At 61.5% G+C, this 636-nt stretch carries 1 rRNA gene; it reads left to right on the plus strand.

Annotated elements, in window-relative coordinates:
* A 16S ribosomal RNA gene (locus QSK21_RS35935) occupies positions 1-79 on the plus strand; the annotation flags it as partial.
* Positions 80-636 lie beyond the last annotated feature (557 nt).

The following is a 636-nucleotide window of genomic DNA, read 5'->3' on the forward strand; positions in this document are numbered from 1 at the left end:
GTCGAAGGTGGGGCCGGCGATTGGGACGAAGTCGTAACAAGGTAGCCGTACCGGAAGGTGCGGCTGGATCACCTCCTTTCTAAGGAGCATCACCCGGCCCGTGCAGCTCGTGAGAGCAGGTTCGGGTCGGTGGCTGTCTGCCCGGCCGTGTGTGCCGGGGATGGCTGCTCATTGGTTGTGGAGCACTGGTTAGTCAGCTTGCTGTTCGTGCGAGCCGGTCAGTACCGCCCGTGTCCAGGTCTTCCCTCGTGTTGAGGGGGTTCTGGTCGTGGGAGTGGGAAGGGCGGCCTCGGGCGGGTGGCGGGTTGGGCACGCTGTTGGGTCCTGAGGGAACGGGCCCTTGTCGAGCCTCGGTCTTCGACTGTGATGGTTGTTGGCCGGGGTGGGGGTTGGTTTCTTCTGACGCGGGGCCGGGCGCGCATGCTTGTCTTGGGTGTGTGGTGTTTGGTGGTCTCGGTTGTTGTTTGAGAACTGCACAGTGGACGCGAGCATCTCTGGAGACGGGGGTCCTGCCTGCTTTTGTGGTGGGTGGGGTTCTTTGTTTCTGTGCGATTTGTTGATCGTTTCGTGTGTTCAAGTTTTTGAGGGCATACGGTGGATGCCTTGGCATCAGGAGCCGATGAAGGACGTGGGAGC

Source organism: Actinomadura sp. NBRC 104412 (assembly GCF_030269515.1).
Taxonomy (GTDB): Bacteria; Actinomycetota; Actinomycetes; order Streptosporangiales; family Streptosporangiaceae; genus Spirillospora.